30 protein-coding genes are annotated in these 23,381 nt (G+C 35.3%); 12 read left to right on the top strand and 18 right to left on the bottom strand.

The window, feature by feature from the left end:
* Nucleotides 1-2 precede the first annotated feature (2 nt).
* The 3 genes from BUA89_RS19010 to BUA89_RS19000 form a co-directional block, all read right to left on the bottom strand.
* Entirely contained in the window at nucleotides 3-653 is a 651-nt protein-coding gene (locus tag BUA89_RS19010; RefSeq protein ID WP_072962339.1) for a CBS domain-containing protein, read from the bottom strand.
* A 185-nt stretch (nucleotides 654-838) separates the two neighbouring features.
* A complete protein-coding gene (locus BUA89_RS19005; protein ID WP_072962336.1) occupies nucleotides 839-1,375 on the bottom strand; it encodes an RNA methyltransferase in 537 nt (178 codons plus the stop codon).
* Between the two features lie 4 nt (nucleotides 1,376-1,379).
* A complete protein-coding gene (locus BUA89_RS19000; protein WP_072962333.1) occupies nucleotides 1,380-2,000 on the bottom strand; it encodes a toxin-antitoxin system YwqK family antitoxin in 621 nt (206 codons plus the stop codon).
* Between the two features lie 130 nt (nucleotides 2,001-2,130).
* Between BUA89_RS19000 and BUA89_RS18995 the strand changes: the two genes are divergently transcribed.
* Nucleotides 2,131-2,730, top strand: a complete 600-nt coding sequence (locus BUA89_RS18995; RefSeq protein ID WP_072962330.1) for a hypothetical protein — start codon at nucleotides 2,131-2,133, stop codon at nucleotides 2,728-2,730.
* A 13-nt stretch (nucleotides 2,731-2,743) separates the two neighbouring features.
* Here BUA89_RS18995 and BUA89_RS18990 read toward each other — a convergent pair whose 3' ends face one another.
* Nucleotides 2,744-3,622 (bottom strand): bestrophin family protein, encoded by an 879-nt coding sequence (locus tag BUA89_RS18990; RefSeq protein WP_072962326.1) that lies wholly within the window; start codon nucleotides 3,620-3,622, stop codon nucleotides 2,744-2,746.
* Between the two features lie 110 nt (nucleotides 3,623-3,732).
* Here BUA89_RS18990 and BUA89_RS23200 point away from each other — a divergent pair, with 110 nt between their 5' ends.
* The 3 genes from BUA89_RS23200 to mutS all read left to right on the top strand — a co-directional run bounded on the left by BUA89_RS23200 (nucleotide 3,733) and on the right by mutS (nucleotide 7,615).
* Complete coding sequence (locus BUA89_RS23200; RefSeq protein ID WP_178362477.1) at nucleotides 3,733-3,894, top strand: hypothetical protein; 162 nt, start codon at nucleotides 3,733-3,735, stop codon at nucleotides 3,892-3,894.
* A gap of 108 nt (nucleotides 3,895-4,002) precedes the next feature.
* The gene (locus BUA89_RS18985) at nucleotides 4,003-4,869 is read left to right on the top strand and encodes a cupin-like domain-containing protein (protein WP_072962323.1); all 867 of its coding nucleotides are present in this window, start codon (nucleotides 4,003-4,005) and stop codon (nucleotides 4,867-4,869) included.
* Between the two features lie 157 nt (nucleotides 4,870-5,026).
* Entirely contained in the window at nucleotides 5,027-7,615 is a 2,589-nt protein-coding gene (gene mutS, locus BUA89_RS18980; protein WP_072962320.1) for a DNA mismatch repair protein MutS, read from the top strand.
* Nucleotides 7,616-7,652: 37 nt separating this feature from the next.
* Here the strand turns inward: mutS and BUA89_RS18975 are convergent, their stop codons facing one another.
* Together BUA89_RS18975 and BUA89_RS23005 are read right to left on the bottom strand one after the other, a co-directional pair.
* Nucleotides 7,653-8,084 carry an energy transducer TonB gene (locus BUA89_RS18975; protein ID WP_072962316.1) on the bottom strand — a complete coding sequence of 144 codons (432 nt, stop codon included), beginning with the start codon at nucleotides 8,082-8,084 and terminating at the stop codon, nucleotides 7,653-7,655.
* A 173-nt stretch (nucleotides 8,085-8,257) separates the two neighbouring features.
* On the bottom strand, nucleotides 8,258-8,404 hold the full coding sequence (locus BUA89_RS23005) for a bacteriocin-like protein (protein WP_143152402.1): 147 nt from the start codon (nucleotides 8,402-8,404) through the stop codon (nucleotides 8,258-8,260).
* A 153-nt stretch (nucleotides 8,405-8,557) separates the two neighbouring features.
* Here BUA89_RS23005 and BUA89_RS18970 point away from each other — a divergent pair, with 153 nt between their 5' ends.
* Together BUA89_RS18970 and BUA89_RS18965 are read left to right on the top strand one after the other, a co-directional pair.
* Nucleotides 8,558-9,046 carry a TlpA family protein disulfide reductase gene (locus BUA89_RS18970; protein WP_072962312.1) on the top strand — a complete coding sequence of 163 codons (489 nt, stop codon included), beginning with the start codon at nucleotides 8,558-8,560 and terminating at the stop codon, nucleotides 9,044-9,046.
* Between the two features lie 10 nt (nucleotides 9,047-9,056).
* A complete protein-coding gene (locus BUA89_RS18965) occupies nucleotides 9,057-9,713 on the top strand; it encodes a thioredoxin family protein (protein ID WP_072962308.1) in 657 nt (218 codons plus the stop codon).
* 54 nt (nucleotides 9,714-9,767) lie between these two features.
* On the opposite strand, the gene BUA89_RS18960 is transcribed toward BUA89_RS18965, so the two are convergent.
* Nucleotides 9,768-9,980, bottom strand: a complete 213-nt coding sequence (locus BUA89_RS18960) for a hypothetical protein (protein WP_072962305.1) — start codon at nucleotides 9,978-9,980, stop codon at nucleotides 9,768-9,770.
* 51 nt (nucleotides 9,981-10,031) lie between these two features.
* Here BUA89_RS18960 and BUA89_RS18955 point away from each other — a divergent pair, with 51 nt between their 5' ends.
* On the top strand, nucleotides 10,032-10,427 hold the full coding sequence (locus tag BUA89_RS18955) for a ribosomal maturation YjgA family protein (protein ID WP_072962302.1): 396 nt from the start codon (nucleotides 10,032-10,034) through the stop codon (nucleotides 10,425-10,427).
* Here the strand turns inward: BUA89_RS18955 and BUA89_RS18950 are convergent, their stop codons facing one another.
* The 5 genes from BUA89_RS18950 to BUA89_RS18930 are packed head-to-tail and all read right to left on the bottom strand — an operon-like array spanning nucleotide 10,428 to nucleotide 14,931.
* Nucleotides 10,428-11,345 (bottom strand): YARHG domain-containing protein, encoded by a 918-nt coding sequence (locus tag BUA89_RS18950; protein ID WP_072962298.1) that lies wholly within the window; start codon nucleotides 11,343-11,345, stop codon nucleotides 10,428-10,430. It abuts the gene before it with no gap.
* Nucleotides 11,342-11,980: a DUF2306 domain-containing protein gene (locus BUA89_RS18945; RefSeq protein WP_072962294.1), complete on the bottom strand. Its 639-nt coding sequence runs from the start codon at nucleotides 11,978-11,980 to the stop codon at nucleotides 11,342-11,344. The genes BUA89_RS18950 and BUA89_RS18945 overlap by 4 nt, the downstream gene beginning before the upstream one ends.
* A gap of 7 nt (nucleotides 11,981-11,987) precedes the next feature.
* A complete protein-coding gene (locus tag BUA89_RS18940; protein WP_072962290.1) occupies nucleotides 11,988-12,395 on the bottom strand; it encodes an energy transducer TonB in 408 nt (135 codons plus the stop codon).
* 18 nt (nucleotides 12,396-12,413) lie between these two features.
* Nucleotides 12,414-13,715, bottom strand: a complete 1,302-nt coding sequence (locus tag BUA89_RS18935) for an alpha/beta fold hydrolase (RefSeq protein ID WP_072962287.1) — start codon at nucleotides 13,713-13,715, stop codon at nucleotides 12,414-12,416.
* A 10-nt stretch (nucleotides 13,716-13,725) separates the two neighbouring features.
* Nucleotides 13,726-14,931, bottom strand: a complete 1,206-nt coding sequence (locus BUA89_RS18930) for a BaiN/RdsA family NAD(P)/FAD-dependent oxidoreductase (RefSeq protein ID WP_072962284.1) — start codon at nucleotides 14,929-14,931, stop codon at nucleotides 13,726-13,728.
* 302 nt (nucleotides 14,932-15,233) lie between these two features.
* On the opposite strand from BUA89_RS18930, the gene BUA89_RS18920 reads away from it, so the two are divergent.
* Both BUA89_RS18920 and thiL read left to right on the top strand, forming a co-directional pair.
* Nucleotides 15,234-15,725: an acyl-CoA thioesterase gene (locus tag BUA89_RS18920; protein WP_072962278.1), complete on the top strand. Its 492-nt coding sequence runs from the start codon at nucleotides 15,234-15,236 to the stop codon at nucleotides 15,723-15,725.
* A 71-nt stretch (nucleotides 15,726-15,796) separates the two neighbouring features.
* Nucleotides 15,797-16,858, top strand: coding sequence for a thiamine-phosphate kinase (gene thiL / locus BUA89_RS18915; RefSeq protein ID WP_072962274.1), 1,062 nt, complete (start codon nucleotides 15,797-15,799; stop codon nucleotides 16,856-16,858).
* Nucleotides 16,859-16,928: 70 nt separating this feature from the next.
* On the opposite strand, the gene BUA89_RS18910 is transcribed toward thiL, so the two are convergent.
* Together BUA89_RS18910 and pepT are read right to left on the bottom strand one after the other, a co-directional pair.
* Nucleotides 16,929-17,216, bottom strand: coding sequence for a hypothetical protein (locus tag BUA89_RS18910; protein WP_143152401.1), 288 nt, complete (start codon nucleotides 17,214-17,216; stop codon nucleotides 16,929-16,931).
* A 175-nt stretch (nucleotides 17,217-17,391) separates the two neighbouring features.
* Nucleotides 17,392-18,639, bottom strand: coding sequence for a peptidase T (gene pepT, locus BUA89_RS18905; protein ID WP_072962267.1), 1,248 nt, complete (start codon nucleotides 18,637-18,639; stop codon nucleotides 17,392-17,394).
* A gap of 185 nt (nucleotides 18,640-18,824) precedes the next feature.
* Here pepT and BUA89_RS18900 point away from each other — a divergent pair, with 185 nt between their 5' ends.
* The 3 genes from BUA89_RS18900 (at nucleotide 18,825) to BUA89_RS18890 (ending at nucleotide 21,088) form a co-directional block, all read left to right on the top strand.
* A complete protein-coding gene (locus BUA89_RS18900; protein WP_072962264.1) occupies nucleotides 18,825-19,673 on the top strand; it encodes a hydroxymethylglutaryl-CoA lyase in 849 nt (282 codons plus the stop codon).
* Nucleotides 19,674-19,713: 40 nt separating this feature from the next.
* Nucleotides 19,714-20,115, top strand: coding sequence for an OsmC family protein (locus tag BUA89_RS18895; protein ID WP_072962260.1), 402 nt, complete (start codon nucleotides 19,714-19,716; stop codon nucleotides 20,113-20,115).
* Nucleotides 20,116-20,251: 136 nt separating this feature from the next.
* Complete coding sequence (locus tag BUA89_RS18890) at nucleotides 20,252-21,088, top strand: sulfurtransferase (protein ID WP_072962446.1); 837 nt, start codon at nucleotides 20,252-20,254, stop codon at nucleotides 21,086-21,088.
* Nucleotides 21,089-21,456: 368 nt separating this feature from the next.
* Here the strand turns inward: BUA89_RS18890 and BUA89_RS18885 are convergent, their stop codons facing one another.
* The 4 genes from BUA89_RS18885 to BUA89_RS18870 are packed head-to-tail and all read right to left on the bottom strand — an operon-like array spanning nucleotide 21,457 to nucleotide 23,370.
* On the bottom strand, nucleotides 21,457-21,783 hold the full coding sequence (locus BUA89_RS18885; protein ID WP_072962257.1) for an SUF system Fe-S cluster assembly protein: 327 nt from the start codon (nucleotides 21,781-21,783) through the stop codon (nucleotides 21,457-21,459).
* Nucleotides 21,784-21,786: 3 nt separating this feature from the next.
* Entirely contained in the window at nucleotides 21,787-22,491 is a 705-nt protein-coding gene (locus BUA89_RS18880; protein WP_072962254.1) for a ribonuclease H-like domain-containing protein, read from the bottom strand.
* Nucleotides 22,492-22,516: 25 nt separating this feature from the next.
* Nucleotides 22,517-22,864 (bottom strand): tRNA-binding protein, encoded by a 348-nt coding sequence (locus tag BUA89_RS18875; RefSeq protein WP_072962249.1) that lies wholly within the window; start codon nucleotides 22,862-22,864, stop codon nucleotides 22,517-22,519.
* Nucleotides 22,861-23,370 carry a hypothetical protein gene (locus BUA89_RS18870; RefSeq protein WP_072962245.1) on the bottom strand — a complete coding sequence of 170 codons (510 nt, stop codon included), beginning with the start codon at nucleotides 23,368-23,370 and terminating at the stop codon, nucleotides 22,861-22,863. Before BUA89_RS18870 ends, BUA89_RS18875 begins: the two co-directional genes overlap by 4 nt.
* Nucleotides 23,371-23,381 lie beyond the last annotated feature (11 nt).

Here is a 23,381-nt window from a genome sequence, read left to right as displayed (position 1 = left end):
TTTTATATTTCTATAAATTTTTGGAAAAATCCGAATCTGTCCTGAAACAAGTCTGATTTTTCGTCAGAATAATACTTTTGTACGATTCTATAATCATATCGGTCGAATGTTTCATCAATAGAGCTCAGATTTTCATTGCCAATCTTTATCGTTACCTGAATAACCTCGTCGGACATAAAGCTGATAAATGCGCCGTAAAATTTAGAATTATTACTTTCCACAATATTCGCGATCTCCGTCATTGAGTATTTTCTTGCCGGAACTTCTACAGTAAGTATTGCGCCCGACTCCGAAAACAAAGGATATTTTGATAAATCCTGGAAAATATCTTCACAGCTGATGTATCCCAAATATTTTTCTGCCTTGTTGATAACCGGAATGACATTGGCATTAAATGTATAAAACAACCTGATGCTGTCCATAATATTGTTATCCTCCAAAATGGCAAAACGCTCGATCTGATGTTCCAGATCCTTTAGAGTGCCCTCTTCTTCATAAAGAAAATCCTCGGCCAACGCTCCGTAAAAATGATGGGATTTTTTGATGAAGACGTGAGAATATCCAAATGCTTCTAACATGTCCCTTGCTGATTCTATCGAGTCAGAAAGGCTGAAACACGGGAAGTCTTTTGAGATATAGTCTTTGATAAACATTGTGCTAATTTATAAAAAATTAAACGAAACTTTTTCTGAAAATGATACTTTTTTTTAGAAAAATTAAAAAAAGTAAACTTAAAATTTGTTCGTGTTAAAAAAAAAGGTACCTTTGTCGCCTTTCATTTTTACTTTTTATTAGATTTATTTCAAACTGCACTGTCTATTAGACACATGCAGTTTTTTTATTTTATTCCCAAAGTCTTAGCAAATTCCCACATTACGATTCCGCCGCAAACACTTACATTTAAAGAATGCTTGGTTCCCAGCTGTGGAATTTCAATAAAAGAATCAATATTGGGTAACGCTTCATCACTGATTCCTTCTACTTCATTCCCTAAAATAACCGCATATTTTTTTGATCTGTCGATTTTAAAATCTGCGATCATCTGGCTGTTTGTCGTCTGTTCTATTCCAATTACTTCAAAACTCTGCGATTTTAAATCTGCAATGGCTGTATTAATATCACTTTCATGGCTCCAGTCTACACTTTCCGTTGCTCCCAAAGCCGCTTTGTGAATTTCGCGGTGTGGCGGCTGTGGCGTTATTCCGCAAAGAATAATTTTCTGAACCAAAAAAGCATCCGCTGTTCTGAAAGTTGCTCCTACGTTGTGCATACTTCTGATGTTGTCTAAAACCACGACCAATGGAATTTTTTCAACCGATTTAAAAGTTTCTACATCTATTCTGTTGAGTTCTTCCAGTTTTAATTTGTGTACCAATGTCTTATTTTGTTGAGATTAATTTTCCGTCTTTGTAAACTTCCGTTTTCTCTACGCTTCCGTTTTCGCGGTAATGCACCCGGGTTCCGTTCCATTTATCATTTACGAATTCCGTTTCTCTTTGGATTTTCCCTGATGGGTACAGCGCCTTCCATTTCCCTGTGGCCAAGCCGTTTTCGTAAATTCCGATTTGTTTTACAGATTTTCCGTCTTCGTAATAGAGTTTACTTTCGCCATGCAATTTACCAAATTTATAATTTGAAACTTCAGTAATTTTTCCCGTAGGAGAATAGAATGTTGCGGTGGAGCTGTTGTCATAAATATTCTTTTCTCCATTTCTGAAGATTTCTTTTGAAGTTAATACTCCCGCTTTGTCATAATATTCCCATTCTTTTACTTTATAGCCTTTCCTGTATTCACCTTTTGCCTGCGTTTTTCCATTATCAAAATAAAAAACGGCGTCGCCTTCCAGTTTTCCTTTTTTCCATTCGGCAATTTCCTTTACCTGTCCGTTTTCATAAAAATGCTTGCAGCTTCCTTCCTGCAATCCGTCTTTAAATCCGCAGGGCTTCTGGGCAGACATGATTCCAAATGTACAGACAGCGATTAATAATGAATATTTCATAAATTTTTATTTAAATTAATATTTGTTGAAACAATGCAACTTAGCACAACACTGAATCTTATTTTTTTCTCCCCAAATTTGGGTATTTTTTCTCTTTTACAAAATACCTATATTTGGCTAAAGTTAAGCTATGAAAAATACAATCGCTTTAATAACCATGGTATTGTCTTTCACTTTTATTAAAGCACAAAATACCTACTATCCACAGGCTTTTTTTGATAAGAAACTTGCCCAGAGCATGATTGGCTACGGAAATTCTACTATTGAAGGAGTGGCATCAACAAAACAGAAAAATAATTGGGGAATCAAACCTCTGCTGGCTGAAAAACATTATGCTAAAAAGGGGACTGTGGTGATGCTATTTCCGGTAACTCCATATTTTGAAGAGTTTTACGATATGAGAAAGAAGTATGAAAATAAAAAGACGACCGTTTATATGTCTGAAGAAGCTTTTAAATACAGAATTGAAGCCCTGACGGACGACCACGGAAGATTTAAATTCGAAAAACTGAAACCTGGAAAATATTATCTGGAAACCATTATTAATTTTACAGCAACGGCAAGTTATCAGAAACAAACCGGACAGTCGGATGCTTATAACGCTTACGGAGGGTATTTATACTCCACACCGATATATCAGACGTTTTTCTATGGCTACAATGCTGGAAACCGTGAAAGTAAATTTGTTGAAATAAAACAAGACGGCGAAATAAAAGAAATCAAGCTTTAAAGCTTGATTTCTTTTATTTTTTTGACATGATTTGATGAACATTCTTCTCGATATTCTGAGCAATGGTTTCCATGGGAATGTCGTTTTCGTCGTTGTTGAAAGGATCTTCAATTTCTTCAGCAATTAATTCAAGACTCATTAAGACATAATAAATAAAAACGGTCAGCGGAATAATGAAATTCCCGATGTTGATAACATAAGCAATCGGCAAGGCGAAAACATACAGAATAATAAATTTCTTGATAAACGAAGAATAAGAATAGGGGATCGGAGTGTTTTTAATTCTTTCGCAACCGCCACAAACTTCAAGAAAACCAGAGAGCTGACTGTCTAAATAAAGCATTTCAATGTCTGATACTTTCCCTTCTTTTTTTAATTGATTTAATTTATGACTTAAAAGAATAACAAGCTCACTCGGGCCATGATTTTTCAGCTCTTTTTCAATCTCGGAATAATCTTCATCTAAAGCTAATCTTGTAGACTCTTTTGATAAATGTTTCGCTAAAAAATGAGGAAAAAACTTTAAATATCTTGCAATTTGCTCGGCTGTTTGTCTGTCGTCACCCAAAATTGTATTAATTTTTATGGCGAAATTTCGGGTGTCATTTACCAGTTTTCCCCAAAGTTTTCTTCCTTCCCACCATCTGTCGTACGCCGTATTTGTTCTGAACACCAATAATAAAGAAAGCACAAATCCCAACAAGGAATGAATCAATCCTACATTGCTTATTCCTGATTTTGAATTTAAATGAAAATACTCAAGTTCCAGATATTCAATTCCCCACGAGTATAATCCGACAAGAATCATACTTGGAAATAAAATCTTTAATGTATCACTTTTATGTAAACTGAAAAGGATTTTCAGGAAATGTTTGGTGTTGTAAACTCTCATAAACTAGGTTGTCTTACAAATATAAAATTTTCGTTTTATCCTGACTTTACGGAAAACCATAATTTTTTTCACGCTATTGATTTTTTCTTTGTTGAAAAAATTAATACAAAATGGGTTATTACAGAAAAGGATATTTTAGAAACGGAAAATGGGTGAGTGGTCATTACGTAAGTACATTCGGAAGAGGAAAAAGAAAATCGAAAAGTCCGCAAGGCTGTGCTGTGATTATTTTTGGAGGTATAATTTCAATGCTTTTATATTTTTTAAGTTAAAATTTTACACTGTGCCTTATGGGAAATGATAACTAATATTAACTCTGAAATTTCCCCAAAATTCAAAAAAACACTATTTTTAGTCTCATTTTCAAATACCCAACCAAAATGATCCTCGAAAACGTAGATGTTGTCACTGATATCAGTAAAGAAGATTTTCAGAAAAATTATTTCAAAAAGCATAAACCTCTTTTGATTAAAAATTTCGCGAGCCGATGGGATGCTTTCGATAAATGGAACTTCGATTTTATTCGTGAAAAAGCTGGAGAACAGGAAGTCCCGTTGTATGATAATAAACCAGCAGACGCCAACAAAAGTACAGATGCTCCCGTCACAAAAATGAAAATGAAGGACTATATCGACACGATAAAAAGCAACCCTTCTGATCTCCGAATTTTCTTTTACATCATCACCGACCGTCTTCCGGAATTGTTGAAAAATTTCACGTATCCAGATCTTGGAATGAAATTTTTTAAACGTCTGCCAACCCTATTTTTCGGAGGAAGTGAAGCTCATGTTTTAATGCATTACGATGTGGATTTGGGCGATTTTTTACATATTCATTTTGAAGGGAAAAAAAGAATCTTATTGTTCGATCAGAAGCAATCTGCGTTTTTATATAAAGTTCCATTGTCAGTTCATACTATTTACGATGTAGATTACGAAAACCCGGATTATGAAAAGTTTCCGGCTTTAAAACACGCAAAAGGTTTTGAAATTTTCATGGAACATGGTGATGCACTTTTTATTCCCGGTGCTTTTTGGCATTTCAACAGATATTTGGAGCCCGGATTTTCATTGTCACTTCGTGCGCTTCCGAATAAACCGAATGTTTTTGCAAATATGCTGTATCATGTTTTCATTATGCGATATACAGATAAATTAATGCGAAAACTTTTTAAAGCTAAATGGGTGAATTATAAGCAGAAATGGGCTTATAAGAAGAGTTCGAAGGCTTTGGCTAATATCAAATAGATTTACTCTGAAGTTTTTCTCATCTTCGTCAAGATTTAGGCCTTGACAAGGATGTACAAATTAAGTATGGTGAAAACTTCAACCTGAGATCTAATTCCTGCAACCTAATTCCTATTTATTTCATACTTTTACCGACCTAATTTTAAGAACGATTTTAATGGCAAAGGCAGCGAAGAAAGAGACCCCGTTAATGACGCAGTACAACACCATCAAGGCGAAATATCCTGATGCGCTTTTACTATTCAGAGTGGGAGATTTTTACGAAACTTTCGGGCAGGATGCGGTTAGAACTTCTCAAATCTTAGGAATCGTTTTAACGAAAAGAGCCAACGGTGAAGGTCACATCGAATTGGCTGGATTTCCTCATCATTCCGTAGATTCTTATTTGCCAAAATTGGTAAGAGCGGGAATGAGAGTTGCGATTTGCGACCAGTTAGAAGATCCGAAAATGGTGAAAGGAATTGTAAAACGCGGTGTTACAGAATTGGTGACACCAGGCGTGACGTTCAATGATCAGGTTCTTAATTCAAAGAAGAATAATTTCCTTTTGTCTCTTCATAAGGAAAAAGAGAAATTCGGAATTGCTTTGGTCGATATTTCAACAGGCGAATTTTTAGTAAGCGAAGGAAATTTAGAAAAATTACTTCATATTGTCAATACTTTTGATCCAAGTGAGATTATTTATCAGAGAAGTGTTCAGATTCCGGAACAGATTAAAAATAAAAATGCTTTTAAGCTTGAAGATTGGGCTTATCAATACAATTTTGCCTACGAAAAACTGACGAATCACTTTAAAACCAATTCATTAAAAGGTTTTGGGGTTGAAAATCAGCCATTGGCAATTACGGCAGCGGGAGCAATTTTCGCGTATCTGGTTGAAGATACACACCATAACTTATTGTCTCACATTACCAAAATTCAGATTATTCCTCAGGAAGATTTCCTGATGATGGATAATTTTACACTGAGAAACCTTGAAATTGTTTATCCAAGCAATCCACAGGGAAAATCACTGTTAGATATTATTGATAAAACTTCAACTCCGATGGGAGGAAGACTGTTGAGACGAAGAATTATTTTGCCTTTAAAGTCTGTAAATGAAATCAATAGAAGGCTTTCTTTAATTGATTTTTTAAACGAAAACGATCATCTTAAATATGATATTTCCCAATTATTAAAATCAATATCAGATTTGGATCGATTGATGGGAAAATTGGCGGCAGAAAAAATTTCACCTAAAGAATTGGGATATCTTCGCCAGAGCTTAATTAATATTCATCAAATCAAAGCATTGCTTCATCCTTATGCTGATGTTTTAGCTTGGCTGGATCCGCTTTATGATCAGGAAGAATTAATTAAATGTCTTCAAAATCATCTGAATGATGAATTGCCTGTTAATTTGTCCAAAGGAAATGTGATTAAAGAAGGGATTTCTGAAGAGTTGGACCGATTGAGAGGGCTTCAATCCAAAGGTCGTGGTTTCCTGGACGAAATGTGCCAAAGAGAGATTGAAAGAACAGGAATTACAAGTCTTAAAATTGATTTTAATAATGTTTTCGGATATTATATTGAAGTTCGAAATACACATAAAGATAAAGTTCCAAGTGATTGGCTGAGAAAACAGACGTTGGTAAATGCCGAACGTTACATCACGGAAGAGCTGAAAGAATATGAAAATCAGATTCTTGGAGCAGAAGAAAAGATCGGCGTTTTAGAAAACGAACTCTACCGAAATGTTTGTTCTGAAACAATGATTTATATCGACCAGATTCAGGAAAATTCTAAAATCATTGCGCAATTGGATGTTGCAGTTGGTTTGTCTGAACTTGCTGTTTCTGAGAGTTATACAAAGCCGGTTTTGACGGATACTTTTGCGATCGATTTAAAAGAAGCGAGACATCCGATCATCGAAAATGCACTTCCTTTGGGTGAAAAATATATTCCGAATGATATTTTCTTAGATAAAGATTCTCAGCAGATTATTATGGTTACAGGACCAAACATGGCGGGTAAATCGGCGATTCTTCGTCAGACTGCAATTGTTTGTCTCTTAGCACAAATCGGAAGTTTTGTACCTGCAAAACACGCGGAAATTGGAGTTTTAGATAAAATTTTTACGAGGGTAGGAGCGACGGATAATATTTCTGCAGGAGAATCGACTTTCATGGTGGAAATGAATGAGGCTGCGAATATTCTCAATAATATATCTGAAAGAAGTTTAATTCTTTTAGATGAAATCGGTCGTGGAACTTCTACGTATGACGGAGTTTCGATTGCCTGGGCGATTGCAGAATATCTTCATCAGCATCCGACTCAGGCTAAGACTTTGTTTGCAACGCATTATCATGAATTGAACGAAATGACCGTGAATTTTGCACGTGTGAAAAATTTCCATGTTTCTATTCAGGAGAATAAGGGAAATATTATCTTTTTAAGAAAATTGATTCCTGGTGGAAGTGAGCATAGTTTTGGTATTCATGTGGCGAAATTGGCGGGAATGCCTTCAAAAGTTGTAAACAGAGCCAATGAAATTTTAAAAACCTTAGAAGCAAGCCGAACTCAAGGAAGTTCTTCTGAAAGTATCAAAAGAGTGACAGAAGAAAATATGCAGCTGTCTTTCTTTCAGTTAGACGATCCTGTTCTGGAAAATATTCGTGAAGAATTAACTAAAATTGATATTAATACTTTGACGCCGATTGAAGCTTTAATGAAGCTGAATTCCATTAAAAAAATGATTGGTGGATAAAAAAGATAAGTCTCAGAATTTCTGAGACTTTTTTATTTTAATCGAACTTCTTCAAGGTCAAAGGAAAAGTATAAAGATAACGAACCGGTTCTCCGTTAATCAGCGCAGGTTTCCACTTTACAAAAAGTCTTCTTACAGCAACTTCTGCAGCTTGCGCATGCTTTTTATCGTTTCCTGTAGCAGTAACGAATCTTACATATCCAGTTTTCTCAACAATAAAATAGACGCGGGTATCAATCTTGTTCGTTTTTACATCAATGACATCCATACTTTCTGCAAACCTTTTTTTGAATGTTTCGCTTCCGCCCGGAAATTCTGCAGGAGTATCGGCTTTCGTAAAGACATCGCTCAGCTTCATTTTTGTTTTTAACAGGTTATAATCAGGAAGTTCCGTCACAGAACTGAATTCGGATTGTGCCCATAAGGTAATGCTGAAGATTAAGCCTAAAAGTAATGCTGTCTTTTTCATATTGTACAGATTAAGGTGTGTTTCTTAGGCAGCAAAAAGAGAGCCGAAATTCTTTTGAATTTACAAATATGATGGTATTTGTAATGGATTGATTGTTGTAATGATAAGTATTAATAACAAATAAAAATCGACATCAAAAATCTTGATGCCGATGTCTTTTAAACAGTTTTTTGTTAGCAACACGCCCCCTTTACGGTGCAGACACCAATATAAGGCTCGCTGTTAGGATCAAAACAGAAACATTCTAAAATACACTCGTTGCCAGCTCCTCCATTGATCTCTTTTAAGGCTTTTTTAGTTAATTTTTTTAGATTTTTCATAACAATATAATTTAAATTTGTAAGACGAATATACTGTTTTTATTTAATAATTCATATAAAAGTGAATAATATATATTCTTTTTTTTTTTGCTTTAATGAATTTTTAACACATTGATATTCACGAGTGAATGAAAGCTTTTTGTAATTTTGAGTATGAAGAATTTAATAAGACTCCTGTTTCTATTTTTAGGTTTTACCATTTTTAACGCACAGCAGGCTTCTGTATCATCAATAAAGTATGAAGACCTTGAAAAGCGGATTCAGCAGGAAAATGCTCAACTTCTTGTGGTGAATTTCTGGGCGACAACCTGTGCTCCGTGTGTAAAAGAACTTCCGCATTTTATGGAAATCAATGAAAAATATAAGGATAATCCTCAATTTAAAATGATTCTGGTTTCTTTAGATAGATTGGTGGATAAAGAAAGGGTTTTAAAATTTATCAAAAATAAAAATCTTACTGCCGAAGTTGTGTTATTAGACGATATCAAAAGGATGAATACCTGGATCCCCCGATTTGAAAAAGACTGGGACGGAAATATTCCCGTTACCCTATTCTATAAAAGCGGTGAGAAAGTACATTTCAATGACGGTGAAATGAGTAAAGAAGAGCTTGAACAGACAGTTACAAAAAATTTAAACTAAACAAAATACTATGAAAAATTTTAAAATTTTAATGACAGCTTTCATCGTTGGATTGGGCTTACTGAGTTTTACCACAATGAATCATGATAATACTGAGCCTAACAAAGAAAGTAAAACTTCCGTAAAAGGCTACGAAGTGGGAGATGAAGCAACCGATTTTAAACTTAAAAATGTCGATGGAAAAATGGTTTCATTGGCAGATTTCAAAAGCGCAAAAGGTTTCATTATTGTTTTTACGTGCAATCATTGTCCATATGCAAAAAAGTATGAAGACAGAATTATTGAGCTGGACAAAAAATACAAATCTCAGGGTTATCCTGTTATCGCTATCAATCCGAATGATCCGACGGTTCAGCCTGAGGACGGCTACCAACTAATGATCGAAAGAGCGAAACAGAAAGGTTTTACATTTCCTTACCTGGTAGATGAAGGACAGAAAATTTTCCCTCAATACGGAGCCACAAAAACGCCTCATGTTTTTCTTCTGCAAAAAGAAGGTGGGAAAAATATCGTAAAATATATCGGAGCCATCGACAACAATTACGAAAATCCGAATGATGTTTCGGAATATTACGTTCAGGATGCGGTAAATGCTCTCATTAAAAATGAGCCGGTAAAAATGACGAAGACCGTGGCAATCGGATGTACAGTGAAAGTAAAGAAATAGTTTTTAAAATATCGGGGTTGCGGCGACCGAAGGTCGCCGCAACCCTCAGATCCATTAAGATTTCTGCGGAAATACCAGCCATTTTATCAGAAAGACAAAAAATGCAACGACGAAGAAAAGGATAAATCCCCAGAAAAGTCTGAGAAAATGAGTTTTCATATCGTTGTCGGTCTGTTTCATTTTAAACCGGGTCATGATCACAAACCCAACATAATATATAAAAAGCAAAACAGGAGGAATAAAAATCAGAAATATAAAATCTGCCATAATTTGGAGTGATGATCTTGTTTATTGTAGCCTGCTAAAATATAAATTCAAATGATAAACTTAAAATTTAATCTCCAATATTTCCTTTTAACCATCCTTATTTTTTTGGTTGAGGTTTTAATTGCCACCCAACTAAAAGATATTTTCTTTGTCAGAGCCTACTTGGGAGACGTTATCGTCGTGATTCTTATCTATACCTTTATCAAAAGCTTTTTCAGAATTAAAAACAATGAAAAGCTGATTCTTGGAATTCTGATTTTTTCTTTTCTGGTAGAGTTTGCCCAATACTTCAATATTGCAGAAAAATTAGGCTTCCGGGAAGGAAGCCTGATGTATATCGTGATCGGAAATTCGTTTTCCTGGATCGATATTTTGTGTTATGCGGTCGGATGTTTACTGCTTTATCTTTTTGTGAAAATTCAACAGCCGCAAAAAGTGTTGGACTGATTATCTTCCGAAGCTGTCATATTTATCTTCCGCATATTTTATAAAACGGTTCAGTAATGCAACATTATCTTTTTCCATCGGCGAAAGATCTTTATCGACATTGTTGGATACAGGGATGTACCAATCGGTCTGCTCAAAGAAATTTCTGTAAGTTGCCTTTTTAAAAGAATATCCGTGTCTTGCAAAAACCGAATTTTTAATGATTTCCATATCCAGTTTTCTGAGGTTTTTTAAATCTTTTTCGGTTAGTTTTTGCCTTGAGGCATTAATTTTAAATACAGCATCAGATGCAATTCTGTTTTTTGAAGCCTTATATGTTTCTGTTTTTCCAGTTTCCTCGTCGGTATATTTTTCTGTGAATTCTTTAGGATTTTCCCAATCAATAAGATCTGTGTTTTCATCCAGCATGAAATTAGGATTATAGGCAAATTCTTTTTTGATTAGTTTCAGCGTTTTCGTAGGAGATTTTACCGCAGATTTATTAAAAGCATTCCAATTCCCGGTAAGACTGTCATTATTTAATTTAACCTCAAATCTTCCGTCGGTTTTATCATTTCCGGGCTCATCGAGAATAAAAGATTTCGTCGCTTCATTAAAGATTCCTCGGAAAGGTCTTTGGTTGCCATTAACAATACTTTGCCCGTACACACTGTCTTTTGTAATTCTGTTGATTTTTAAAGAAAGTTTTTTGTAGACATCACCTTCATATTCTTCCCCGATTTCCGGGGTAATCATTTCTTTTCCGGCAAAATCGCCCATGTAGATTCCGTAATATTCTTTATAAATTTCGGGAGCCACTACAGTATCTTTTTTTGCAGTAAGGCTGTCTTTTGAAGAATCTGTTGTTTTTGCCTCTTTTTTACAGCTTACCAAAGCTACTGTAAACAGGGAAATCAAAGTTAATTTTAAAATTTTCATATATGTTTTTTTGCAATTAAATATTCAATTAATAATAGATTGGGAACCCAGCCCAGCCATGCGATAATCTGGTAAACATCCATCGGATTAGGATGAAATAAATATACAATAATTACTTTCCACATTCTCAGCGTGATGGCAGAAATTGTCAAAGCGAAACTTCGCCACATCCATTGTTTGTGTTCTTTAAATTTTTTCTGTCGGGCAAGCTGATACGCTTTAAAAGTCGAAAACCACCACAAACAGCCCAGAATAACGAAAGAGATTTTAGAATAAATTCCTCCGTTGGCAAAAACTCCCATGTAAATTCCTGACGGTGCTGCGAAAAGTAAAATCAGAAAAATATAAACCTTTCCTGCATTTTTATGGAGATTTTTTATTCCTAAATCTTTTCTGAGAATGGCTAAAAATCCACTCAATAAAACAAAAATGCTTGTATAGACATGCGTATAGAAAAAATAAAGATATTCTGCTCTATGCTCTACTTCGGTCTGTTTAATCATTAAAAAGCTTACATCCGTTCTCAAAGGAATATATTCCAAAGTGATTTTCAGCATCAGCCAAAAGAAATATCCGAATCCTAAAATTAAAAGGATTTTAAAAACATTTGGAATATTTTTTTTGACTGAAAGCATTTTTCAACTAAGGTATATTCATTTTAACAGGCAATCTAAATCTAAAATTGATGGGTTTCCCTTTGATTTCTGCTGGAACCCATTTCTCTTTTACAGCCTTTATGGCTCGCTCAACTTCTTGATTCAGAGATCTGCTGTATCCCAACGTTTTAACTTCAGTAATAAAGCCTTCTTTAGAGACTACGAATTGTGCTTCTGTACTCAAATCGCCTGTTTCTGAGATGTTATTCTTATTAAAAGCTTGAGAAAAACTTTTTTGGAAAACAATCATACCACCCGGATATTCTGGAATTTTATCCGCTTCAGTATAAATTTTGTCGTCAGTGTTTATGTTTTCTTGTTTAAAACTTACGGTTTCTTGTGAGAAAACTTTTCCAAAACCCATCAGTATAATAATAACAAATAATTTTTTCATCTCACTAGTTTATCAAAATTATTTACCGTCAAAAAAATCCAAAACCAAAGAATTGAAAAGCTCCGGTTTTTCTTCAGGAACATAATGAGTAGAGTTTGGAATGATCGCCAACTGACCTTTTGGAATGGATTCCGCAATTTTTACAGTATGCTCTGTTTTAATTTCGTCTTTATCTCCTGCAACAATTAAAGAAGGGCATTGAATGGCTTTCAGGTCTTCATATTTAAGATTAGGATGTTTTAAATCCAAATTATACAAGTCGATGTAAACATCATTTTTGCCATTTTTATTTTCTCGGATAAGTTTTGCCAAAGTTTCTTTCATATCTTTAAGGTCTTCATCTTTAATCCCTTTCGGAAATATGTTGGCTCCGGAACAGGCAATTTTATCAACCAGATCAGGATGTTTCAAAGCCATTAGAATCGCAAGAATTCCGCCGTCACTCCAACCAAGGATTTTTACTTTTTTGATATTTTGCTGATCCAGAAATTGTTTCAGATCTTCAACCTGAATGTCGAAAGTAAGTTCTTTTGTTTTATCATAAGTAGATTTTCCTCTCTCTCTGCAATCAACAATAATTACTTTATATTTCTTTGAAAATACATCCACCTGATTCATGAAAGCGTTGATCGACTGCCCGTTTCCGTGAAGCATTAAAAGAGGTTCGCCTTCACCGTATGTTTCATAATACATTTTGATACCGTTTACATCTGCAAACTTTCCGTGAGGCATACTTCCGATAATGTTTCGTGCTTTAATGAGTAAAGATTTTTTTCCGCTGAAAGGTTTGTCGTCTGAAGTGGAAATGCTGAAATTTTTCACATGCGTTATCTTATTTCTTCCGATACCTTCTGCCCAGGTTTTTTCAGAAGCCAGGTTTTCTTCAAATCCTGCATTTTTTAATGGAATATTAGTCCATTTTACGGTTTTAGGATCAAGAACTTCTAACTTAAAATCATCAAAATAAAAATCTCCATTGTCTTGTGCAAATGCGCCAATATTAAGAGTTTTTCCTTCCGGATCTATAACTCCTTTTATTTCAAATGTTTTCCAATCTGTAGTAACTTTTATATCAGAATAAGCCTGATTTTCAAAGAAGCCAACTTTTGCATCTGTATTATCAACTCTTGCCCAAATGGCGCATTTAGAGTTGTTATCATTCTCTTTTCGAATTTTTGCCGATACTCTGAACTTCCAGTTTTGAATATTCTGCACATTTACCGACTGAACAAATGAAGTCCAATTGGAAACAATGGTTTTGTTTTGAGAAAAAACAAAGACCGAACATAAAATCAGAGATAATGCAATAATTTTTTTCATATAAATGTTTTTATGACAAGTTATTCAAATCCTGTGCAATCAGCCAGGCTTCACTCCAGCAAGCCTGAAAATTAAAACCACCCGTCACAGCGTCAATATTCAGGACTTCTCCGGCAACGTAAAAGTTAGGCAAAATTTTCGAAGACATATTTTTAAAATTAATTTCTTTTAAATCAACACCTCCTGCAGTTACAAATTCATCTTTAAAAGTCGATTTTCCGGTGACGTTGAATTTTTTTTTGCATAAATTTTCAAGAATCGTCTGCATTTCCCTTCCTGAAATCTGTGCAACCTGTTTATTCAAATCAATTTTTGAAACGTCTAAAATTCTCTGCCAAAAACGATTCGTCACCTCAAATATTTTCGACTGTCCGATGGTTTTCTTCGGATTTGATTGCTTGAAATTCTGAAATAATTCTTCCGCATCATTAATTGATTTTGAAATGAAATTAACTACAATTTCAAAATTATATTTTACTTTCGCCAGATTAATCGCTTCCCAAGCCGAAATTTTCAAAATGGCAGGGCCGGAAAGTCCCCAATGCGTAATAATCATCGGTCCGCTTTCCTCCGTTTTCAGCTTTGGAATGGATGTTTCTGCCATTTCAAAACTTGTTCCCGCAATATCTTTCAACAAATCATCTTTAATATTAAAGGTAAAAAGAGAAGGAACGAGATCAACAATTTTATGACCTAAATTTTCGATCATTTTTAATGATTTTGGGGAGCTTCCGGTGGTATAAATCACAAAATCAGCTTCAAAATCACCTAAACTGGCTTTAACTAAATATTTTTCATTTAGTTTTTCAATTTCCTTAACGGAACATTTTGTCTTTACTTCAACATTTTTCTTCTGAATTTCATTTAAAAAAGTGTTGATAATCGTCTGTGAAGAATTGCTTTCCGGGAAAATTCTGTTGTCGTTTTCTATTTTTAATGAAACTTTACGTTGATCGAACCAATCCATCGTGTCTCCCGGCTGAAATTTAGTAAAAACACTTAATAATTCCTTGTTTCCACGAGGATAAAACTGAACCAGTTCTCTCGGATCGAAGCAAGCGTGAGTCACATTGCAACGACCGCCTCCGGAAATTTTTACTTTCTGAAGAACATCCGAATTCTGTTCGAGAATGGTGATTTTATATTTTGTTTCGTCTAGGTTGGATGCACAGAAAAAGCCTGCTGCACCGCCTCCGATAATGATAATTTGTTTCATAATGTTATTAATCTTATGCTCAAGATTATTTTTGCAAAACTACAATTTTTATAAACCATCTTATTTGAGTAATTTTGAGGAATATAATTTTTTGAATAACAATGCCGAAAAATTATCAACCACAAAAGTCATAAAAGCTTTTTTGAGTTGCCTTTTAACAGTAAAAAAGGACACATTAGTTTTTGAAAATCTTTGATTTTTTTCTTATGTGAACTTCTGGCAATTTGTTTTGACTTATTTGCTCTAAAATGTTAAAAAACTTTTGTGACTTAAGATTAAAGTTCATATAAAACAAAATTTAAATGATATTCTACCATAAATTCGAAGTTCGTTGGAGCGATTTGGATGCCAACAAACATTTAGCAAATTCATCTTACGTTCAATATTGTGCTCAGACGAGAATGGCTTTTATGAAGCTTGAAAAAATGGGCGTTACTCAGATGAGCCGATGGGGAATCGGTCCTGTGATCATGCACGAGAGATTTTCTTTTTTCAAGGAAATTTTTGCAGATCAGACGGTAATTGTAAGTCTTGAAGTTGATGCTTGTGCGGAAGATTGTTCTATTTATCGTTTCGTTCACAAATTTTATACTCCTGAAGGCGAGCATTGTGCAACTTCTGAAGCTACAGGAGTATGGATCGATACCATGTTGAGAAAAATGACGACACCGCCGGATGATGTGGTAGAAGCGATCAATAAATATAAAACTCCAAATACAGTGGTTTTAACGAGAGAGGATTTCAAAAAATTGCCTTTCCGTCCGGAAAATATTGATCCGGCGGTATTTAATTAAAAATGGTTTTAAGTTTAATCTTTTGAGTTTAAAGTTAAAACATTACTTATTATTACTTATAATTAAAAGATATGTTTGAAGATAAAGAACAGGAATTAACGCCGATTTCGAAATTGGGAGAATTTGGGTTAATTAAACATTTAACAGAGCATTTTCCTTTATCCAATGCGTCTTCGGAGCTTGGAGTAGGAGATGATGCGGCGGTTATTAATCCTGAAAATAAAAAAGTTGTTTTAACGACGGATGTTTTGGCGGAAGGTGTACATTTCAATTTGGGATATGTTCCGTTGAAACATTTAGGCTATAAGGCTGTTGTTGTGAATCTTAGTGATATTGCTGCAATGAATGCAACGCCGACTCAGATTTTAGTTTCTCTGGCGGTTTCCAATCGTTTTCCTGTGGAGGCGTTAGAGGAAATTTATGCCGGAATTCAGGCGGCCTGCGGAAGATATAAAGTAGACTTAATCGGTGGAGATACAACGAGTTCCAATGCAGGTTTGGTTATGAGCATCACGGCTGTCGGAATTGAAAACGAAGAAAATATTGTGAAAAGAAGTACGGCAAAGCCAAACGACTTACTCGTGGTAACTGGTGATTTGGGAGGTGCTTATATGGGACTTCAGATTCTGGAAAGAGAACATGCCGTTTTCCTTGCTGATCCCAATATGCAGCCCGAAATGGAAGGCTACGACTATATTTTGGAAAAACAGCTGAAGCCTGAAGCAAGAACTGATGTGAAAGGAATTTTGGAACAATTAGATATTAAACCAACTTCTATGATCGATATTTCCGACGGTTTGGCTTCTGAAATTTTACATCTTTCTGATCAGTCAAATGTTGGTTTCAGATTGTACGAAGAGAAAGTTCCGATGGATAATTTAACGATCACTACAGCCGATGAATTCAATTTAAATCCTGTTATGGCTGCGTTAAGTGGAGGAGAAGATTACGAATTGTTATTCACAATTTCTCCCAATGATTTTGATAAAATTAAAAACCACCCGGATTTTACAATTATCGGGCATGCGGTTGAAAAAGAAGAAGGAAATTTTATGGTGGCAAGAGGTTCGAATCAATTGATCGCTTTGACGGCGCAGGGTTGGGATGCTTTTTTGAGTAATCAGCAAGGATAAATTATTTTTAGATATCAATAAAAAAACCACTGCAATGGCGGTGGTTTTTTAGTATATGTTTTTTCTGTGATTAATCTTTTTTAATATCTGCTTTCACATCCTTGTAGGTTTTATCTACTGCTTTTGCTCCTTTCTTAGCTGTTTTCTTAGTCCATTTCGTTGCGTTTGTTACCCCTTTTTTTGTGGCGTCATACCCTTTTTCAGCCGTTTTGCCGGTCCATTCTGCACCATCTTTAGCAGCCTTACCTACGGTTTTAGCATCTTTTTTTATCTCTTGCTTTACTGAATTTGTTTTTTGTGCAGATACACCGATTCCAAATAAAAGAATCACTGCCGCTGAATATAATCTCTTTTTCATTTTAAATTTTTTGTTTTGTAGTTTGTTTTCAAAAATAAGACCTTTAATTCTCAAAAGTTAAGAATTAATTTGTAAATGATTCGATTTTTTATGTCTATAAATATCACTTTAGATTATCATAAATAAAAAAGACTGCCTCAAAGACAGCCTTTTTTGCTTATATAAAGATAGTTTTTTACGCTTTCGCAATATTTAAAATCACCTCCATTGCCTTCTCCATACTTTCTAAAGCAACATATTCATAAGGTCCATGGAAATTAATTCCTCCGGCAAAAATATTCGGACAAGGAAGTCCCATGTAAGATAATTGTGCGCCGTCTGTTCCCCCTCGGATGGCTTTAATTTTCGGCTCGATTCCCGCTTCTTTCATTGCCGCCGCCGCAAGATCAATGATGTGCATTTTTCCTTCAAACTGCTGTTTCATGTTTCTGTATTGCTCTTTGATTTCAATTTCGGCAGTTCCTTCACCATGTTTTGCATTAAATTCCGCAACTTTTTCTTCCATGAATTTCTTTCTTGCCTCAAACTTTTCAGCATCGTGATCACGGATGATGTATTGCAATTTCGCTTCAGAGATATCCGCGTTCAAATCCATTAAATGATAAAATCCGTCAAACCCTTTCGTCGTAGCCGGAGTTTCATTTGCAGGAAGAGATTGTGCAAATTCAGAAGCTAAAAGAACAGCATTGACCATTTTTCCGTACGCATAACCCGGGTGAACACTCAATCCATGGATTTTTACCACAGCGCCGGCTGCGTTAAAGTTTTCATATTCCAATTCTCCCACTTCACCACCGTCCATAGTATAAGCGAATTCTGCTCCGAATTTTGCCACATCAAATTTATGTGCACCTCTCCCGATTTCTTCATCAGGTGTGAATCCAACAGCAATTCTTCCATGCTTTATTTCAGGGTGAGCGATTAAATATTCCGCAGCCGTCACGATTTCCGCGCAACCGGCTTTGTCGTCTGCTCCCAAAAGCGTATTTCCGTCAGTCGTAATTAAAGTCTGACCGATATATTTTTTTAAACTTTCAAATTTTGATGGAGATAAAGTAAATCCAGTGGTTTGATTTAAAACCAGATCACCCCCGTCATAATTTTCCCAAACCTGTGGCTTTACATTTTCGCCACTGAAATCCGGTGAAGTATCATAATGCGAAATAAACCCAATGGTAGGCTTGTCATTGCTTTCAAGATTTGAAGGAACGTAGCCCATAATGTAACCGTTGTCATCAATTGAAACCTCTTCAAGACCGATCGTTTTCAGCTCTTCCACAATATAGTTGGCGATGTCCCATTGTCTTTCTGTAGATGGAGTTGTTTCGCTTTCAGCATCGCTGGTTGAATATATTTTTACATAATTAAGAAAACGGTTCAGTAGTTTTTCTTTCCACAATGGGTTGAATTCTATCGTGCTCATTATTGATATAAATTTTGGCAAAGTTAAGAATTTTGAAGCTCCGAATTATTTATTTGAAACCTAATATAAGGTATTGAAATTTTAAATCGGATATAAATGTTTGAGAATCAAATTAATGTTAGATTTACATCTTATACAGACTAAATTGTTTAGTTTTATTATATTTGAGAAAATCTAAAGTAAAAATGTTTCTTACTGAATGTCCGCGTGATGCAATGCAGGGTTGGGGAGAATTTATCCCGACCGGCCAAAAAATAGATTATATCAACTCTCTGATGGATGTTGGTTTTGATGTACTGGATTGTCTAAGTTTTGTATCTCCGAAAGCAATTCCCCAAATGGCCGACTCTGCTGAGGTTGCCGAAAATATTGATAAATCCCGTTCCAAAACCAAGGTTTCCGCGATTGTTGCGAATTACCGGGGAGCTGAAAAAGCATTAAAACATCAGTCGGTGGATATTATCGGCTTTCCGTTTTCGATCTCTGAAACATTCCAGCATAGGAATACCAATAAAAGTCAGGAGGAAGCTTTTAATGAAATTATCAGGATGTTTGAACTTGTAAAAAGTGAAAAAAGGCAGCTGAATATTTATTTCTCTATGGCTTTCGGAAATCCTTACGGAGAAATGTGGAAATGGGAAGATGTAGATTTCTGGGCTCAGCGGTTTTCAGAAATTGGAATTAAGGATGTCTTACTTTCTGATACAACGGGAGTTGCAACGCCTGAAACAATTTCTCTTTTATTTAATAAAATACCTTCAAAATATTCTGAGATCAATTTCGGGGCGCATTTCCATAACCGTTACGAAGATTCTTATTCAAAATTAAAGGCTGCCTATGATCAGGGTTGTACAAGATTCGACAGTGCGATTAAGGGCATTGGCGGCTGCCCAATGGCAAAAGATGATTTGGTAGGAAATATGCCGACAGAGCAGGTCATCAATTTTATGAGTGTAGAAAAAACAGGGCATAAACTGAATTTGCTAAACTTCGAAAGTTCTTACAACAAAGCGAAAGATATTTTTCATTTTTAAGACATAGTCTCTTTAAATTTTTAATTAAAATTAAATAAAAATGACTTCAAAAATAACATATACAGGTGATTTAAGATGTTCCGCAGAGCATTTACAATCCGGAACCATTATTGAAAGTGATGCTCCGACAGATAATCATGGGAAAGGCGAAAAATTTTCACCTACGGATTTGTGTGCGACTTCTTTAGCCGAATGTGCACTTACCACCATTGCGATTTTGGGTAAAGAAAAAAATATCAACATTGACGGCGCTTACTGTACTCTTCAAAAAATTATGAAAGGGGAACCGAGAAGAATTGGCGAAATTGTGTGCAATTTTGTGTTTTCAGATTCGTTTTCCGATAAGGAGAGAGCTTTTATAGAAGAAACAGCACATAATTGCCCGGTTGCGAAAAGTCTTCATCCAAATCTGGTACAGACCATGATTTTCATTTATCAATAAAATATTTTAAAACCTTAGAAATTCTCTGAGGTTTTAATTTTTAGTGAATAAGATCGGACTTTAGCCCGCTTTACTTTTCAAGGTTCAAATTGGCTTTAGCCAAAACATATTTTAAATTATGCAAAAAGCCAACAAAATGTCACCAATAATTACCCCATCTGAACTTAAAAAAAAATCTACCGAAAATCTCATCATTTTAGATGCAAGAGTCGGGAAAAATGTTCATCAAAATTATTTGAATAAGCATATCAAAGGGGCAAGGTTTATTGATTTGGATAAAGATCTGGCTGAAATTGGTGAAGACGCAGCTTTTGGGGGAAGACATCCGCTTCCAAGTCTTGAAAAATTTGCAAAAACACTTTCCGATTTAGGAATTTCTATTGATTCTCATGTTGTTGTTTATGACGATAAAAACGGTTCCAACGCGGCGGCAAGAGCCTGGTGGATGCTGAGGTCTTTTGGTCTTAAAAATGTTCAGGTTTTGGATGGTGGTTTTCAGAATGCTGAAAAACAGAATCTGGAATTTTCTTCGGGTGAAGAAATTTTCGATACAGCTGAAAGTATTAAAAAAGACAATTGGCTTCTTTCTGTTTCGTCTTTGGAACGTGTTGAAAATGAATTAACAAACCAATATTCAACGGTGATTGATGTAAGAGATGCTTATCGTTATAAAGGAGAATCTGAGCCGATAGATTTAGTTGCCGGACACATTCCTGGAGCGATCAATATTCCTTTTTCTGAAAATCTGGATGAAAACGGTCATTTTCTTTCCCCTGAAATAGTGAAGGAAAAATATGCGAAGTTTCTTGAAGGCAAACCGAAAAATTTAATTATTCACTGCGGTTCGGGTGTTACGGCTTGCCATACCATTTTAGCATTAGATTATGCAGGTTTTGAAATTCCCCATCTGTATGTTGGTTCGTGGAGCGAGTGGGGCAGGAGGGAAGGGAAAGAAATTGCAAAAGAAATATAAAAGCTCCCGAAGAACGGATCTCAGGAAGCTTGGATATAATTGGTTATTAGTTTTATAAGATTATTTTGTAATGCTTAGGCCTTCGAAATATATTTTGAAAGCATTGATTTCCAGTGAACGCTTCCGTTCTTAAACGATACAATTACTTTATTTGTTTTCATACTGTTGATTTCTGAAACCAAAATTAGAGTATCATAACTATGTATGTAACAGTGATTTTACTATTTTGTGCATAGGGAAATAACGGAAATAAAAAAAGCTGCTCCGGAATAGAACAGCCATTATCTAATAGTGATATTAAATTATTATTGATTGTATTGCAGCTTTAGAAAGTCTTACAATACTGTGTTTCCGAATTGTCTTTGTTGCTACAGCATTCCAAGCTCGAACTTAGCTTCTTCGCTCATCATGTCTTTATTCCAGCTAGGTTCAAAAGTAAGCTCAAGATCAACGCTTTTCACATTTTCCACTTCGGCCACTTTATCTTTTACCTCCTGTGGCAGTGTTTCGGCAACGGGGCAGTTGGGAGTTGTAAGGGTCATGATAATTTTAACGTCCGCATCATCGGAAATCTGAACATCATACACCAGTCCCAACTCGTAAATATCTACGGGGATTTCCGGGTCATAAACAGTTTTTAAAACACCGATGATTTCCTCACCGATGTCAGCAATCTGATCGTCTGTAAATTTCATTTTTTAATCTAAATTGATGTACCTTTTCAATAAATCTTCCTGACGCATGCGTCGGAAAACATTTGCCAAAGTTAAGACATCTTTTTCACAATAGTCAACTATTCTTTGCAAGTCTTTCTCTATGTAGTAAATTGATGAAACCATTGAGCCGTCGATATCATCTTTCGGAGTAGGGATTCCGAAAACATGAGCCAGAAGTTCCAGGGAGATAAAACTTTTATAATCCCCGAATTTCCACAGTTCCATGGTATCCAGATGCGGAATTTCCCAAGGCTTTTTTCCGAACATCTGGAATGGAATAGGCGGCATAATGCCATTGATTAAATATCTTCTTGCAATCCACGGGAAGTCGAATTCTTTTCCGTTGTGAGCACAAAGAATAACATCCCGAAGTCTCGGACTGTTAAAAATTTCCCCAAATTCCATCAACATTTTCTTTTCATCATCATCAGCAAAGCTTTTAATTTTCAGAGTGTCGTTCTTTTCAAGCATGCCGATGGTAATGCAGACTATTTTTCCGAATTCGGCCATAATTCCTGCCCGTTCAGGGTAAAATTCTTCTGCAGAAATTTCATCTTTTCTCTGAAATCTTGTTTTTTTATCCCAAAGCATTTGCTCGGTTTCAGATAAACTTTCCCAGGATTCAAAACCGGGAACAGTTTCTATATCTATGAATAAGACTCTTTCTAAAGGGATGTTTTTTATCATTTGTTTATATGAATTAAATTATAAGCTATCCTACTTGCAACCCATTTTTTGTAGATAATGAAGGCGTTATAAGAGTAACATCCTTTGAGTCTTCTCCATAAACTCCCAAAACCAGGCATTCGCTGAAGAAATTGGCAATCTGCTTTTTAGGAAAATTAACAACCGCTAAAATCTGTTTCCCAATCAGCTCTTCTTTCCCATACAATGAAGTGATTTGTGCCGAAGATTTTTTAATTCCCAAGTCTCCAAAATCTATTTCTAACTGGTAGGATGGGTTTCTGGCCTTTTCAAAATCGTTTACTGAAATGATGGTTCCTGTTCTTATATCCAGTTTTTCAAAATCTGCCCATGAGATTTCGGGTTTTATTGTCATGATAATGAGTTGATTAATTGTTCTACTTCTGTTTTCTGTTCTGCGTATTTGTGTTGAAGTTCAGAGTTTTCGCCCATTCTTTTGTAATATTCCAATGCTTTGCTTCCGAAGGCTATTTTATAGAAATCTGAAAGTTCGGGAATCTGTGGGAAAACTTTATGGTAAAGCATTTCATAATACGCCTGAAATTCCCGCTCATTTTTGTCTTCAATTACCTGCCCGGGAGCTTTCTGCCTTACATGAAGCATTTCGTGAGCCACCATATTTAAAACTAATTTCAGATCAAAATCAAACAAATTTTTGGGAATCATTACCATTTGTGGTTTTCCCAGTTCGCCTTCAGCTGTTAACAACAGAGAATCTGCCGAAAGTTCCGGTCTAAAGCCGAATCCTGCAAAATTATCATGCTCAAGATCAAAAGAATAAAGTAAAAACTTTGCCGCATCAATGATCTGGTTATTCTCTTTATACGCAGCAAGATGCAAATTTATTTGTTCGAAATTCATCTTAAAATAGG

Origin of the sequence: Chryseobacterium arachidis, from assembly GCF_900129245.1 — a bacterium.
Lineage (GTDB): Bacteria > Bacteroidota > Bacteroidia > Flavobacteriales > Weeksellaceae > Chryseobacterium > Chryseobacterium arachidis.
This window is presented reverse-complemented; position numbering and strand designations above follow the sequence as displayed.